Consider the following 15,171-nt stretch of genomic DNA (forward strand, 5'->3'; position numbering starts at 1 on the left):
GATGGCGTCCGGAAGATCGCTATCGCCGGCAAGCCGGCTCCTACAGTCGAGAGGTTTACTTCTTCGGCTTGGCCTTGGCCTTCGCACCGCGTTGGCGCTGGGCTTCAAACAGGCATACGCCGGTGGCGACCGACACGTTGAGACTGCTGACGCTACCGGCCATCGGCAAATGCACCAGGTAATCGCAGTGCTCACGAGTCAGGCGACGCATACCTTTGCCTTCGGCGCCCATGATCAGGATGGTCGGCCCGGTGAGGTCCTGGTCATAAATGCTGACCTCGGCCTCGCCTGCCGTGCCCACGACCCACAGGCCACGCTGCTGGAGTTTCTCCAGGGTGCGCGCCAGGTTGGTCACGGCCACCAACGGAATCACTTCCGCCGCGCCGCAGGCAACCTTGCGCACAACCGGCGTCAGGGTGGCCGACTTGTCCTTGGGCACGATCACCGCCAGCGCGCCGGCAGCGTCCGCCGAACGCAGGCAAGCGCCGAGGTTGTGCGGATCGGTCACGCCGTCCAGCACCAGCAGCAACGGCGCACCTTCGGTACGGTCGAGCAGCTCGTCGAGCATCGCTTCGCCCCAGACCTGGCTCGGGCTTACGTCCGCCACCACGCCTTGGTGAACGCCTTCAACCCAGACGTCCATTTCACGGCGCTCGGCCTGACCGATGGCAACCTTGTTTTGGGTCGCCAGTTCAACCAGCGCCTGTACGCGCGGCTCGCTGCGGCCCTCGGCCAGCCACACTTGCTTGACGCGTTTCGGGTGGTGACGCAGCAGTGCTTCTACGGCGTGGACGCCGTAGATTTTTTCCAGACTCATGACTTGGCCTTAGGTTTGCGCGACCCGCCGCTCTTGGCAGGGCCCGAACCCGCTTTTGGCGGGCCTTTACGGTGTTTACTTGGCTTGCTCGACGGCTTTTCTGCCCCGTGGGACTTTCCCCCAGACGCCGCTTTACCACCGCTTTTGGCTTCGTTGAGCAACTGCTGCTTCAACTCGCGACTCTTGCGCAGCTCGGCGTTTTTCGCCGCCGCATCGCTTGGGCGGTAGGCTTCGGGTGCCTTTTCCTTGGCCGACGGACGACGACCAGCCTTCGCGGGTGCAGGCTCGGCGGCCGCTGCTTTAGCAGGCGCGGCCTTGCCTTTGCTGGCCGGTTCGCTGCCACGCTTTTTACGGCTGCCCGGCGATTCGGCTGGCTTGTCGGACATGCCGAAGTCGATCTTGCGCTCGTCGAGATCGACGCGCATGACCTGCACTTCCACGGTATCGCCCAGACGGAAGCTGCGACCGGTGCGCTCGCCCGCCAGGCGGTGGTGCACAGGATCGAAGTGGTAGTAGTCACCCGGCAAGGCGGTGACGTGCACCAGGCCTTCGACGTAGATGTCGGTCAGTTCAACAAACAGACCAAAGCCGGTCACGGCCGTGATCACGCCTGGGAACGTCTCGCCTACGCGATCCTTCATGAACTCGCACTTGAGCCAGTTCACCACGTCGCGGGTGGCTTCGTCGGCACGGCGCTCGCTCATGGAGCACTGCTCGCCCAGTTGTTCCAGGGCCGCTTCGTCGTACGGATAGATCCGTGCCTTCGGAATGGTCATGGCACCGGCACGCTTGACGTGCGGGGTGTTCTGCTTGGAGTGGATCACACTGCGGATCGCGCGGTGCGTGAGCAGGTCCGGGTAGCGGCGAATCGGCGAGGTGAAGTGGGTGTACGCCTCGTAATTCAGGCCGAAGTGGCCCTGGTTATCGGCACTGTACACCGCCTGGCTCAGGGAGCGCAGCATGACGGTCTGGATCACATGGTAATCCGGACGGTCCTTGATGCTCGCGAGCAGCGCCTGATAGTCCTTCGGCGTCGGGCCGTCCTTGCCTTTGTGCAGGGACAGGCCGAGCTCGCCGAGGAAGGCGCGCAGTTTTTCCAGGCGCTCCGGTGGCGGGCCGTCGTGCACGCGGTACAACGCAGGAATCTCATGCTTCTTCAGGAATTCAGCGGTGGCCACGTTGGCCGCCAGCATGCATTCCTCGATCAGCTTGTGCGCATCGTTACGCGTGGTCGGCGTGATCGCAGCGATCTTGCGCTCGGAACCGAAGACAATCCGGGTTTCCTGGGTTTCAAAATCGATCGCGCCACGGGTATGACGGGCGCCCAGCAGCACTTTGTACAGCGAGTAAAGCTGCTTGAGGTGCGGCACCACGCCAGCGTACTCGCTGCGCAGGGCCTTGGCTTCGCTGGTCTTCGGCGTTTCCAGGATGGTGCTGACCTTGTTGTAGGTCAGGCGCGCCTGGGAGTGGATCACCGCTTCGTAGAACTGGTAGTCGGTCATTTCGCCGGTTTTCGAGATAGTCATCTCGCACACCATGGCCAAACGGTCGACTTTCGGGTTCAGGGAGCAGAGTCCGTTGGACAGCTGCTCAGGCAGCATCGGGATCACGCGCTCAGGGAAGTACACGGAGTTGCCGCGCACCTGGGCTTCGTTATCCAGGGCCGAACCGATCTTCACGTAGCTGGACACGTCGGCAATCGCGACGAACAACTTCCAGCCACCGGAGAACAAGCGCAGCTTGCCGGGCTTGGCTTCGCAGTAGACCGCATCGTCAAAGTCGCGGGCGTCTTCGCCGTCGATGGTGACGAACGGCAGATGGCGCAGGTCGATGCGTTTTTCTTTGTCTTTCTCTTCCACTTCAGGCTTGAGCTTGCCGGCTTCTTTGAGCACAGCCTCAGGCCAGACGTGAGGAATATCGTAGGTGCGCAGCGCCACGTCGATTTCCATGCCCGGCGCCATGTAGTTGCCGACCACCTCAACGATGTCGCCCTGAGGCTGGAAGCGCGCGGTTGGCCAGTGGGTGATCTTCACCTCGACGAACTGACCGACTTTGGCGGCGCCATTACGGCCCGGTGTGATCAGCACTTCCTGCTGGACCTTCGGGTTATCCGGCACGACAAAGCCAATGCCACCTTCTTCGAAGTAACGGCCGACGATGGACTCGTGGGCACGGGACACCACTTCGACGATCACGCCTTCACGGCGACCGCGACGGTCCAGGCCGGAAACGCGCGCCAGGGCACGGTCGCCATCGAACACCAGGCGCATTTGCGCCGGGCTCATGAACAGGTCATCGCTGCCGTCGTCCGGGATCAGGAAGCCGAAGCCGTCACGATGGCCGGCAATGCGGCCCAGGATCAGGTCGAGCTTATCCACAGGCGCGTAAGTGCCACGGCGGGTGTAGATCAGTTGAGCATCACGCTCCATGGCACGCAAACGGCGGCGCAGGGCTTCGAGCTGGTCTTCGGTGGTCAGACCGAATTCTTCAACCAACTGCTCGCGGCTAGCAGGCGAACCCCGATCGGCGAGGTGCGCCAGGATCAGTTCGCGGCTAGGAATAGGGTTTTCATATTTTTCCGCTTCACGAGCGGCCTCGGGATCGAGGGACTGCCAATCGGCCATTAGAGAGTTTTCACCTTGTCTATATGCGGGTTAGTTTGGCATACGCGTATTGAAACGGGAAATTTCAGACGCCAACAAGCCTTTTAAAGCCCTTTGCAGCCCCCGGCGGACACCTTGCACGACCATTGGCGAAATTTTCCAGGCTTTTTTCATAGCAGGGCTTTACAGCTTAAAATCCCCTCCGTATAGTGCGCGCCATCGACGACGGCAACGTTGTCTGATAATGCCCAGGTGGTGAAATTGGTAGACACGCCAGCTTCAGGTGCTGGTGATCGCAAGGTCGTGGAAGTTCGAGTCTTCTCCTGGGCACCAAATTCAGATCAAACCCGCGAAAGCGGGTTTTTTCGTTTCAGGCCTTTGATTTTTAACGGAAAACTTGATTTATTTTTTCGAATCAGGGGTTTACAGATCAAAAAGCCCTCCGTATAGTTCGTCCCATCAACAGCGCAAGCGCTGCTGATAATGCCCAGGTGGTGAAATTGGTAGACACGCCAGCTTCAGGTGCTGGTGATCGCAAGGTCGTGGAAGTTCGAGTCTTCTCCTGGGCACCAAATTCAGATCAAACCCGCGAAAGCGGGTTTTTTCGTTTCCGGGGTTTGAAAAAACCTGACCTGAATCTTTCCCATCGATTTCCCCCCTCGTTCGCACCTGAGAAACTTTATCGTTTATCCTTGTAAGTATTTGTTGCATACAAGTGAGGAACAACCCGGATGATGATCCGCGATACCCATCTCAAGACATCCCTTCTGCGTGGCCTGACCATCACTCTGCTCGGCCTGACCCTGCTCTCGCCCACCGCCTATTCCGCCGACAAGGTTTCCCTGACCCTGTACAACGGCCAGCACAAAGAAGTCGGCGATGAACTCGCCAAGGCCTTCGAAGCCAAGACCGGCATTCACGTCAACGTGCGCAAAGGCAGCAGCAACCAGCTCGCCAGCCAAGTCGTGGAAGAAGGCGATCGCTCGCCTGCCGACGTGATCTACACCGAAGAATCGCCACCGTTGAACAAACTCGGCGAACAAGGCCTGCTGGCCAAGATCGACGCCAGCACCCTCGACGTATTGCCCAAGGATTATGTCGGCACCAATGGCGACTGGATGGGCGTGACCGCCCGCACCCGTGTCGTGGCGTTCAATCCGAAATTGATCGCGGAAAAAGACCTGCCGAAATCGGTGCTGGATTTTGCCGGCCCCGAGTGGCAAGGCAAGGTCGGCTTCGTGCCGACCAGCGGCGCGTTCCAGGAACAGGCCGTGGCGATCATCAAGCTGCACGGTCGTGAAGCCGCTGAAGAATGGCTGACCGGCCTGCGCGCCTTCGGCAAGGTGTACAGCAACAACATGGTCGCCCTCAAAGCCGTTGAAAATGGCGAAGTGGCCACCGTACTGGTGAACAACTACTACTGGTTCGCCCTGAAGAAAGAAAAAACCAACCTGGATTCGCAGCTGCATTACTTCACCGATGGCGATGCCGGCGGCTTGATCACCGTATCTTCGGCGGCGGCGCTGAAATCCAGCAAGCATCCGAAAGAAGCCCAGCAACTGCTGGCGTTCATGGCCAGTGAAGAAGGCCAGCGCGTCATCACCAACACCTCGGCCGAGTACCCGCTGCGTAAAGGCATGGAATCCAGCCGTGGCCTCAAGCCGTTCAGCGAGCTGCAACCGCCGAAAGTCACCCCCGCAGACCTGGGCAACGCCGAAGAAGCCCTGGACCTGGAACGTGACGTTGGCTTGAACTGATGAACCCATCGCTACCCACCCCCACCCTGCGCGGGGGTTTCAGCCCAAGGCGCAAGCGCCCGTCGATCTGGTTGTTGCTGCCCGTACTGTTTCTGGTCGGCTTGAGTCTGCTGCCGCTGGCGTATGTGGGGCTCAAGGCTTGGCAAGCCGGTTGGGCGGAGGCGGTGCACCTGCTGTGGCGGCCGTATGTGTTCGGGTTGCTGCGCAATACCTTGGCGTTGATGGTCGGGGTGACGGTGACGTGTGGCGTGATCGGCCTGTCCCTGGCCTGGCTGCTGGAGCGCAGCAATCTGCCGGGACGACGTATCTGGGGCGTGATCCTGTGCCTGCCGTTTGCGGTACCGGCGTTTGTCAGCAGCTTTACCTGGGTATCGCTGAGCGCCAGTTTCGAAGGGCTTGGCGGGGCCATCCTGGTGATGAGCCTGTCGAAATACCCGCTGGTGTTTCTGCCGGTGGCAGCGACCTTGCGCAATCTTGACCCGTCCCTGGAAGAGTCGGCCCGCACTCTGGGACTGAATCGCTGGGGCGTGTTCTTTCGCATCACTTTGCCGCTACTGTGGCCGTCGCTGCTGGCCGGGGCATTGCTGATCGCACTGCATATGCTGGTAGAGTTTGGCGCGCTGTCGATCATCGGCTTGCAGACCTTCACCACCGCGATCTACCAACAGTTCGAGCTTGAATTCAGCAATGCGAATGCCGCAATGCTCTCGGCAGTGTTGCTGGTGATGTGCCTGACATTGCTGTGGCTGGAGTTGCGCGTGCGCGGCAAGGGCCGGCATGTGCGTATCGGCCAGGGCGCGGCGCGACATGCGGAGCAGGTGCGACTGGGGAAGTGGGCGCCATTGGGTCAGGTTTATTGCCTGGCGCTGGCGATCATCGGCAGCGGGATTCCGCTGGGGATGCTCGGTTATTGGTTGGCAGTGGGATCTTCTGCCGCCTTCCCGGTAGCAGAGATCGGTGAAGCGTTGCTGTCGTCATTGGCGCTGTCCCTCGGAGGCGCCGCGCTTTGCCTGGTGCTGGCGGTGCCGGTCGGATTGCTGGTGGTGCGCTACAAAGGCCAACTGGCGATCTGGGCCGAGCGCCTGCCGTACCTGCTGCACGCCCTGCCCGGCTTGGTGATTGCGCTGACGCTGGTGTACTTCGCCCTGCACTATGTGCCGGCGCTGTACCAGACCTCGGCATTGTTGTTGATTGCTTATGCGCTGCTGTTTTTGCCGCTGGCCCAGGCGCCGATCCGTACCGCGCTGAACAAGGCTGCGCCGCAGCTTGAAGAGGCTGCACGCACGTTGGGCGCCTCGTCGTTCAGTGCGTTTTGCCGGGTGACCTTACCGATTATTTTCCCGGCGCTCGGCGCTGCATTTGCATTGGTATTCCTGGATGCGATGAAGGAATTGACCGCGACGTTGCTGCTTAGCCCGACAGGGTTGAATACATTGGCGACGGCGGTGTGGGCGCACACCTCGAATGTAGAGTTTGCGGCGGCGGCGCCTTATGCGGCGCTGTTAATTCTAGTGTCGGGGTTGCCGGTGTATTTGCTCACGACTCGGATGTATCTGAGCCGCTAGGACATCATCGCCGGCAAGCCGGCTCCTACAAGGGTTGCGCATAACCTGTAGGAGCTGGCTTGCCAGCGATGAGGCCACTAAGCCCTGAACTGCCCCAGGCTTGCCTTCAACTGCGCCGCCAACCCATCCAGCACCTTGCCACTGGCGGTGGTCTCAACCACCGCCTGGGCGGCACGTTCGGCCTGAGCATGGATTACCTCGACCCGCCCCCGCACCGCATGGGCACCCTGGGCCTGATGCTCAGCGGCACGGGTTGCCAAGCCAATCGCCGCATGCACCTGCTCCACCGAAGCCTGCACCGTCTGCTGCAAACGCACGCTGTCGCGCAGGACCAGCAAACCTTCACTGGCCTGGCGCCCAGCCTTGCCGATGGTTTCCACCGCCTCCCGCGCGCCCTGTTGCAACGCCACGATATGCGCCTGGATATCGCCGGTGGAGCTTTGAGTCTTGCTTGCCAGCGCCCGCACTTCGTCCGCCACCACGGCAAAGCCGCGCCCGGTCTCACCGGCACGCGCCGCCTCGATGGCTGCGTTGAGCGCCAACAGATTGGTTTGCTCGGCAATGCCGTGAATCACGGTCAGCACCACCTCGATCTGCTGGCTTTGCTGGGCCAGGCGCTCGATGACCGTGGAGCCCGCTTGTACTTGGCCCGCCAGCGCCTCGATCAAACTGCCGACCTCAGCCGAGGTCCGCGAGTTCTCATCCGTGGCCTGGCGAATATCCACCACTTGCTGCAACGCCGCCTGCATCGCATGGCTCTCGGCCTGCGCTTCGTCGGCCATCTGCGACAGTGCGCGCAAGCTCTCGGCCACTTCATCGCGCTGTAAACCGGCCGCTGCGTCGGCACCGGCATTGCGCAAGGTCATCGCGCCGATTTCCACGCCAGTGCGCTGGGCCACATCCCCCGCCTCGCGCACGATGGGCTGCAACTTATCCACAAAGCGATTGACCGCCGAAGCCATGTCGCCGATTTCATCCTTGCTGCTGATTTGCACACGCTTGGTCAGGTCACCCTCGCCCGCCGCCAAGTCGTCCATGGCCGCGATCAGGAGCTTCAGGCGATTGACCACACGGCGGCCCAACACGATGGCGATCAGCAGCAACACGCCGAAACCGACCAGCGCCAGGCCCATCCCAATGCGCCAGCGCAAGGTGCCGGCAGCGTCCTGGACGGCGCTGGTGGTGTTCGCAGTCATTTGGGTGGCGGTGGCTTGCGCGGATTGCAGGCGCGCGCCCATGGCGGCAGCGCTATCGGCCGCTGCGCCCTTGAGGCTGTCGCCCACCAACTGGTCACCGCTGGCGATCAGTGCGGAGAAGCGCTTATCCAGCGCGGCCAGATCAGCCTCCACTGCGGCCGTGGAAACCCCCATGCGCACCTTACCGATCTCCACGCCGTTGGGGCTGATGGACGCTTCAACATAGAACACTGAAGGATCATCTTTCGCCGCATCCAACACTTTATCCAGGGCGCGGTCACCTTTGCCTTTTTCCAACAGCGCCTGGTTAATCGGGTTTTCACGGTTGAGGTAGCGGGTCAGATGCTCACCCGCCGCGTCGTCATAGACCACAAACAGCACGTTGGGGTTGCGCTGGGCACGCCGGGCGAACTCCGACAGCGTCGGCACGTCGCTGTCCCACATGGCGCGGGGCGCCACCGAGGCCAGCAGTTGCGCCATGTCATTGGCGGAGTCTTTCAGGTCTTTTTCCAGGGTCGCACGCAGTTGCTTCTGCTCTTCCTGCAGGCGGGTTGAAAGCCCCGCTGTCAGACGCTGACGGGTACTGGTCGACAAGGCGTCCAGGCTGGACGTGACTTCTTTACCGGCCTGGGCCAATTCACCCGACAGTTTCTGGCTGTCGATACCCAGGCGATTACCCAAATCAGCTTCCAACGCTGTGACGGTGCTTCGCGTCAGGGCGACGGCCACCAGCACTTGCACCAAAAGGGCGATACCTAGGGTAACGAACACCGGCCGCAACAGACGGCTTTGTAACAATGAGAGAACGGCAGACATCGGGAATCCCTCCACCACGGGTGCCATTAATTTGATAGCACCGCGAAAGAAAGAACCAAAGCAAGGGTCGTGCCGCCCAGGCGACAGAAACGACAAAGGGCTCCCGAAGGAGCCCTTTGCTTTTTACATCAACAGCTTATTAAGCGAACGGGTGACGCAGAACGATGGTTTCGTTGCGGTCCGGACCTGTCGAAATAATGTCGATCGGCGCACCGATCAGCTCTTCAACTCGCTTGATATAAGCACGGGCGTTAGCTGGCAACTCTTCCAGGGTCTTGGCGCCCACGGTCGATTCGGTCCAGCCCGGCACTTCTTCGTACACAGGCTGCAGGCCCACGTAGCTGTCGGCGTCGGTCGGAGCAACGTCCTTGCCTTCGGCATCTTTGTAGCCGATGCAGATATTGATGGTTTCCAGGCCGTCGAGTACGTCCAGCTTGGTCAGGCAGATGCCCGAGATGCTGTTCACATCGATAGCGCGACGCAGGATGACGGCGTCGAACCAGCCGCAACGACGAGCACGGCCGGTGGTCGCGCCGAATTCGTGACCTTGCTTGGCCAGGTGCGCGCCGACGTCGTCGAACAGCTCAGTCGGGAACGGACCCGAACCTACGCGAGTGGTGTAAGCCTTGGTGATGCCCAGGATGTAATCCAGGAACATCGGGCCAACGCCCGAGCCGGTCGCAACGCCACCCGCGGTGGTGTTGGAGCTGGTCACGTACGGGTAAGTGCCGTGGTCGATGTCCAGCAGGGAGCCTTGGGCGCCTTCGAACATGATGTCTTTGCCGGCGCGACGCAGGTCGTGCAGCTCGGCAGTCACGTCCAGCATCAGCGGCTTGAGCAGCTCAGCGTATTCCTTGCACTCGGCCAAGGTTTTTTCGAACTCGATGGCTGGCTCTTTGTAGTAACCGACCAGCATGAAGTTGTGGTAATCCACCAGTTCACGCAGCTTGTCTTCAAAGCGCGGCATGTTCAGCAGGTCGCCCACACGCAGGCCACGACGTGCAACCTTGTCTTCGTAGGCTGGGCCGATGCCGCGACCGGTGGTACCGATCTTCAGCTCGCCACGGGCCTTTTCACGAGCCTGGTCCAGCGCAACGTGGAACGACAGGATCAGCGGGCAGGACGGGCTGATACGCAGGCGCTCGCGCACCGGTACGCCTTTCTCTTCCAGCTTGGTGATCTCACGCAGCAGGGCGTCAGGTGCAACCACCACGCCGTTGCCGATCAGGCACTGCACGCCTTCGCGCAGTACGCCCGACGGGATCAGGTGCAAGACGGTTTTTTCGCCATCGATGACCAGGGTGTGGCCAGCGTTGTGGCCACCTTGGTAGCGCACTACGGCGGCAGCATGTTCGGTCAGCAGATCAACGATCTTGCCTTTGCCCTCATCACCCCATTGGGTGCCCAGGACTACGACATTCTTACCCATAACACTTGTCCTCATTCGCGCAAACTTGGTGCCGGCGATGGCCGGCAGGAAAACTCAAGAAGCCAGTGGCGATACTTGCCAAAGCCCGTTCTGCAGAATCAATTGCCGGTCGCAGTCCGCATCACGGGCGGCGGCCAATGGCTGCCCAGGCAACGCCTGGACGACACGCTGACCCTCACTGCGCAACTGGCAAACCTGCTGCCAGAGTGCTGCGTCCGTACTGTCGGGCATCCAGATGCCACCAGACGGCAGCTCGACCTCAGCACGCCCCAGGGTCACCAGGGTTTTCAAATCGGTGGAGAAACCAGTGGCCGGACGCGCACGACCAAAGTCGGCGCCGATATCGTCATAACGACCACCTTGGGCGATGGCTTGGCCAACGCCCGGTACAAAGACGGCGAACACCACACCGGTGTGGTAGTGGTAGCCACGCAACTCACCCAAGTCAAAGTACAGCGGCAGCTCCGGGAAGCGCGCCGACAACTGCTCGGCAATCGCTAGCACGTCGTCCAGCGCAGCCAGTACCGGCGCCGGCGCCTTGGCCAGGCGCTCACGCGCAGCCACCAGCACTTCACGACCGCCGCACAGGTTGACCAGTGCACGCAGCATGTCAGCCAGATCGGCAGGCACACCCGCCGTCAGGGCAATCACTTCATCGATGGCCTTGCGTTGCAGGGCATCGAACAGCTGTTGTTCCACTTCACCGGACAAACCGGCCGCACGGGCCAGGCCACGGTAGATACCGACGTGACCCAGGTCCATGTGGACATCCGGCACGTCGGCCAGTTGCAGCATGGCCAGCATCAAGCTGATCACTTCAACGTCGCTGCTCGGGCTGGCATCGCCGTACAACTCGGCGCCCAGTTGGATCGGGCTACGGGACGACGACAACGCGCGCGGCTGTGCATGCAGCACGCTACCGGCGTAGCACAGACGGCTCGGACCTTCGCGACGCAGGGTGTGCGCATCGATGCGCGCCACTTGCGGCGTGATGTCGGCACGGAAACCCATTTGCCGGCCCGATTGCGGGTCGATGACCTTGAAGGTGCGCAGATCCAGGTCCTGGCCCGCACCGGTCAGCAGGGATTCCAGGTACTCGATATGGGGGGTCACGACAAACTCGTAACCCCAGCTCTGGAACAGATCCAACACCTGGCGACGCGCTACTTCAATGCGCGCAGCTTCTGGTGGCAGTACTTCTTCGATGCCATCTGGCAGCAGCCAGCGGTCTACCGTTGCCATTACGCCATTCCCCTTTGATCCGGGCGGCCAGCCCTCGGCCGAGCCTTGAGTGAAGCAGAAAACACCCGCCCCCTGCATAAACCACGCGCAAGAGCGACGTGACGAACGGCCTGTAATCGGCCTCGTCGGGCACTTTCCTCGAAAAACCTGTCACGCCTGCCGAATCAAACATGCAGACGCAAAAAAGCCGGGAATTTCCCGGCTGCCGCATCATACACCCGTTTTCTGAAAGGATCACCCCGCCAGGCGTTTTAGCCGCCCGACGGGAGTGAAACCTACAGAATCACAGGCCGGTTACTTGGACTTTTCCAGGTAGCGGAAGAAGTCGCTGCTTGGGTCCAGCACCATGACGTCGGTTTTGTTCGCGAAGCTTTCACGGTAGGCACGCAGGCTACGGTAGAACGCGTAGAACTCCTGGTCCTGGCCGTAGGCCTTGGCATAGATCGCCGCGGCTTGAGCATCGCCATCACCACGGGCCTCTTCAGACTCGCGATAAGCTTCGGCCAACAGTACACGGCGCTGACGGTCGGCATCCGCACGAATACCTTCTGCCAGCTCGTTACCCTTGGCGCGGTGCTCACGGGCTTCACGCTCACGCTCGGTGCTCATACGCTCGAACACGCTGCGGTTCACTTCCTTCGGCAGGTCGATGGCCTTGACCCGGACATCAACCACTTCGATGCCCAGTTCTTTTTCCGCCATCGTGTTCAGCGAACGCGTGATATCAGCCATCAGCGCATCACGCTCACCGGATACCACCTCATGCAGGGTGCGCTTACCAAACTGGTCACGCAGGCCCGATTCCAGACGGCGCGACAAACGCTCGTCAGCAATCTGCTTGAGGCCGGAGGTCGCGGTGTAGAAGCGCTCGGCATCCTTGACGCGCCACTTGGCGTAGGCGTCAACCATCACGGCTTTCTTTTCCAGGGTCAGGAAGCGCTGTGTCGGTGCATCCAGGGTCATCAGGCGGGCGTCGAACTTGCGCACCTGGTTGACGTAGGGGACTTTCACATGCAGGCCCGGCTGGACATCCGCCTGGACCACGCGACCGAATTGCAGCAGCACCGCACGCTCGGTCTGAGCCACGATGTAGAAGCAGTTCCAGGCAGCGATGACCACGACGACGCCCACAATCAGGGCGGTCAGCGATTTATTGCTCATCAACGACTCTCCCTGGTACGTGTTTGCTGTTGCAGCAAGTCAGCGGCCGCACGGGCGCTCGCTTCATTGGCAGCGGCATTGGAACCGGTGGACGGTGCGCTGGTGCTGCTACGACCACCTTCGATCATCTTGTCCAGCGGCAGGTACAGCAGGTTGTTCTGCCCACCTTTGCTGCCGGTCACGAGAACCTTGCTGGTGTTGCTGAAGACTTCCTGCATGGTGTCCAGGTACAGACGTTCACGCGTGACTTCCGGCGCCTTGCGGTACTCGGCGACCAGCTTGGTAAAGCGATCCGCCTCACCCTTGGCGCGAGAGACCACTTCGTCGCGGTAACCGTTGGCATCCTCGAGGATACGCTGGGCCTGACCACGGGCTTCCGGCACGACGCCGTTGGCGTAGGTTTCAGCCTGGTTACGCGAACGCTGCTCGTCTTCACGGGCCCGGATCACGTCATCGAACGCTTCCTGTACTTCGCGCGGTGCGGCTGCGCTCTGTACGTTCACCTGGGTCACGGTGATACCGGTGCGATAGGTATCGAGGAACCTCTGCAGGCGCTCCTTGATCTCGCTGGCCATCAATTCACGACCTTCGGTCAGCACCTGGTCCATCGCGGTCGAACCGACGACATGGCGCAGGGCACTTTCGGTAGCGTGTTGCAGGCTGATTTCCGGCTGATCAACGTTCAGCACGAAGTCCTGCAGGTTGCTGATCTTGTACTGCACGGTCAGCGGCACTTCGACGATGTTCTCGTCTTCGGTCAGCATCTGGCCCTGCTTGGTGTAGGCACGCTCACGCGTGACGTTTTCCATGTACTTCTTGTCGATCGGCGGGAAGTAGATGTTCAGGCCCGGGCCGACAGTCTCGTAGTACTTGCCGAAGCGCAGCACCACGGCCTGTTCCTGCTCGTCCACCACGTACACGGCGCTGTACAGCCATACGGCCGCCAGCACGACAAGACCCAGGCCCAGCAGGCCATAGCCGCCGCCCTTGCTTGTGCGACCGCCGTCGTCACCACCACGTTTTTTTCCACCACCGAACAACCCATTCAGGCTTTCCTGCAGCTTTCGGAAGGCCTCGTCGAGATCTGGTGGCCCCTTGCGGTCGCCATTATTGCGGCGTTTACCACCCCAAGGATCCTGATTATTCGAGTTGCCACCCGGCTCATTCCAAGCCATAGCGCTCTCCATCTGATAAAGCAAAGACGCACCCACGGCGCGCCGACCAATGCTACAGAATGCCTGCCACTGCGGCACAACCGCTTTAGGAGGCTTTTATTGCAAAGTGTGTTGTTCGATGAACTCTGTCGGTACCACGCCTTCACGGCTGACCAGCCGATTCAGCTCCGAGCGCGGCAATCGAACGGCCAGCAAGCTGACACCTTCTTCGTCGTATTCTTCTTTCTGTACCGCGCCCAACTCGAAAAACTGTGCACGCAGTCGAGCAAAACGCTGGGGCAAGCGCAAGGTGCCAACGAACAAATCGCTGCCGAGCAACTCGGCAATGGCCTGTTCAAGCAACTCAAGACCACTGCCATCACGCGCCGACAGCCAGACCCGCTGGGGCTTGCCGTTCTCATCGCGCTGGATTTGTGGCTCAACGCCTTCAAGCAAATCGAGTTTGTTATAGACCTCGAGGATCGGCAAGTCCTGGGCACCAATCTCGCCCAGCACCAGCATCACCTGTTCAATCTGCAACATGCGATCCGGTTCAGCCGCATCGATCACGTGCAACAGCAGGTCGGAATTGCTCGACTCTTCGAGCGTAGACCGAAATGCCTCGACCAGCTTGTGCGGCAAATGACGAATGAAACCCACGGTGTCGGCCAGGACAATCGGCCCCAGATCGTCCAGATCCAGACGACGCAGGGTCGGGTCGAGGGTGGCGAACAGTTGGTCGGCCGCGTACACGTCCGATTTCGTCACGTTGTTGAAGAGTGTGGATTTGCCGGCGTTGGTATAGCCCACCAGGGACACGGTCGGGATGTCCGCGCGAGAACGGCCACGGCGCGATTGCTCACGCTGGCTACGCACTTTCTCCAGGCGGCCCTTGATCTGGCGCAGACGAACCCGCAGCAGGCGTCGGTCGGTCTCGAGCTGGGTTTCACCCGGCCCGCGCATGCCGATGCCACCACCTTGACGCTCAAGGTGAGTCCAGCCGCGGACCAAGCGGGTGCTCATGTGGTCAAGCTGGGCCAGTTCAACCTGGAGCTTGCCCTCATGGGTACGGGCGCGTTGGGCGAAGATATCGAGAATCAGACCGGTACGGTCGATCACGCGACACTCGAAGACACGTTCGAGGTTACGTTCCTGACTGGGCGTGAGGACGTGATTGAAGATCACCAGATCGGCTTCTTCGGCGTGGACCAGGTCGCGCAGTTCCTCGACCTTGCCGCTGCCAATCAGGAATTTGGCGGTTGGCCGATGACGCGGCACGTTAAAAAACGCAACGGTCTCGGCGCCGGCCGAATTTGCCAACTCCTGAAACTCCTGCGGATCTTCGCGCGCCTCAGGGTCCTGTCCATCCAAGTGAACGAGAATGACCCGCTCACCACCACCGTGGCGCTCAAAGAACAAAGGAGACTCCTA

Annotated in this window: 10 protein-coding genes and 2 tRNA genes; 4 read left to right on the forward strand and 8 right to left on the reverse strand. The window is 60.9% G+C overall.

Going from position 1 to position 15,171, the window contains the following annotated elements:
• Positions 1–55: 55 nt before the first annotated feature.
• Positions 56–817 (reverse strand): 23S rRNA (guanosine(2251)-2'-O)-methyltransferase RlmB, encoded by a 762-nt coding sequence (rlmB, locus tag HX868_RS00805; RefSeq protein ID WP_003188074.1) that lies wholly within the window; start codon positions 815–817, stop codon positions 56–58.
• A complete protein-coding gene (gene rnr / locus HX868_RS00810) occupies positions 814–3,441 on the reverse strand; it encodes a ribonuclease R (protein WP_177001581.1) in 2,628 nt (875 codons plus the stop codon). Before rnr ends, rlmB begins: the two co-directional genes overlap by 4 nt.
• Before the next feature lie 225 nt (positions 3,442–3,666).
• On the opposite strand from rnr, the gene HX868_RS00815 reads away from it, so the two are divergent.
• The 4 genes from HX868_RS00815 to HX868_RS00830 all read left to right on the forward strand — a co-directional run bounded on the left by HX868_RS00815 (position 3,667) and on the right by HX868_RS00830 (position 6,742).
• A tRNA-Leu gene (locus HX868_RS00815) sits at positions 3,667–3,753 on the forward strand.
• A 152-nt stretch (positions 3,754–3,905) separates the two neighbouring features.
• Positions 3,906–3,992, forward strand: a tRNA-Leu gene (locus tag HX868_RS00820).
• A 159-nt stretch (positions 3,993–4,151) separates the two neighbouring features.
• Positions 4,152–5,177 (forward strand): iron ABC transporter substrate-binding protein, encoded by a 1,026-nt coding sequence (locus tag HX868_RS00825; protein ID WP_177001582.1) that lies wholly within the window; start codon positions 4,152–4,154, stop codon positions 5,175–5,177.
• Positions 5,177–6,742: an ABC transporter permease gene (locus HX868_RS00830; RefSeq protein WP_177001583.1), complete on the forward strand. Its 1,566-nt coding sequence runs from the start codon at positions 5,177–5,179 to the stop codon at positions 6,740–6,742. Before HX868_RS00825 ends, HX868_RS00830 begins: the two co-directional genes overlap by 1 nt.
• A 77-nt stretch (positions 6,743–6,819) precedes the next feature.
• On the opposite strand, the gene HX868_RS00835 is transcribed toward HX868_RS00830, so the two are convergent.
• The 6 genes from HX868_RS00835 to hflX form a co-directional block, all read right to left on the reverse strand.
• A complete protein-coding gene (locus tag HX868_RS00835) occupies positions 6,820–8,754 on the reverse strand; it encodes a methyl-accepting chemotaxis protein (RefSeq protein WP_177001584.1) in 1,935 nt (644 codons plus the stop codon).
• 139 nt (positions 8,755–8,893) lie between these two features.
• Positions 8,894–10,183, reverse strand: coding sequence for an adenylosuccinate synthase (locus HX868_RS00840; RefSeq protein ID WP_003217505.1), 1,290 nt, complete (start codon positions 10,181–10,183; stop codon positions 8,894–8,896).
• Between the two features lie 54 nt (positions 10,184–10,237).
• Positions 10,238–11,425: an ATP phosphoribosyltransferase regulatory subunit gene (locus HX868_RS00845; RefSeq protein ID WP_038850728.1), complete on the reverse strand. Its 1,188-nt coding sequence runs from the start codon at positions 11,423–11,425 to the stop codon at positions 10,238–10,240.
• A 294-nt stretch (positions 11,426–11,719) separates the two neighbouring features.
• Positions 11,720–12,586: a protease modulator HflC gene (gene hflC / locus HX868_RS00850; protein ID WP_010213607.1), complete on the reverse strand. Its 867-nt coding sequence runs from the start codon at positions 12,584–12,586 to the stop codon at positions 11,720–11,722.
• Positions 12,586–13,761, reverse strand: coding sequence for an FtsH protease activity modulator HflK (gene hflK / locus HX868_RS00855; protein ID WP_028615515.1), 1,176 nt, complete (start codon positions 13,759–13,761; stop codon positions 12,586–12,588). The genes hflC and hflK overlap by 1 nt, the downstream gene beginning before the upstream one ends.
• A gap of 96 nt (positions 13,762–13,857) precedes the next feature.
• Positions 13,858–15,159, reverse strand: coding sequence for a ribosome rescue GTPase HflX (hflX, locus tag HX868_RS00860; protein ID WP_177001585.1), 1,302 nt, complete (start codon positions 15,157–15,159; stop codon positions 13,858–13,860).
• Positions 15,160–15,171 lie beyond the last annotated feature (12 nt).

Origin of the sequence: Pseudomonas reactans, from assembly GCF_013385825.1 — a bacterium.
Lineage (GTDB): Bacteria > Pseudomonadota > Gammaproteobacteria > Pseudomonadales > Pseudomonadaceae > Aquipseudomonas > Aquipseudomonas reactans.